Source organism: Pseudomonas sp. HY13-MNA-CIBAN-0226, assembly GCF_040310305.1.
Taxonomy (GTDB): Bacteria; Pseudomonadota; Gammaproteobacteria; order Pseudomonadales; family Pseudomonadaceae; genus Aquipseudomonas; species Aquipseudomonas gregormendelii.
Genome location: NZ_JBEOPS010000690.1, coordinates 1 through 232, shown reverse-complemented (window position 1 = coordinate 232; position 232 = coordinate 1). Strand labels below are relative to the sequence as shown.

1 protein-coding gene is annotated in these 232 nt (G+C 35.3%); it reads right to left on the bottom strand.

The window, feature by feature from the left end:
• Positions 1-34 precede the first annotated feature (34 nt).
• Positions 35-232: hypothetical protein (locus AAEZ05_RS30455; RefSeq protein ID WP_350650425.1), on the bottom strand; the 198-nt coding region annotated here is incomplete at its 5' end.

Below are 232 nucleotides of genomic sequence, written 5' to 3'. Positions count from 1 at the left end.
GTCTTCAGTGGGTTTTAGTTATTTTTGAATCAGTTTACTTGTTATCCAATAATATAGTGGGGTTTTGATTACTACTGTCTTCAATCTTATCTAAAGGCGCTACATTGATCTCATCAAGCAAATGCCAAATAGCTTCTTCTATCTCTTCCCAGTCCTCATAAGAGTCAGTTACAGTAGACCATTCTACAATGATACCGCTATATCTATTAGAACTTGAACGACTGCGTATAAT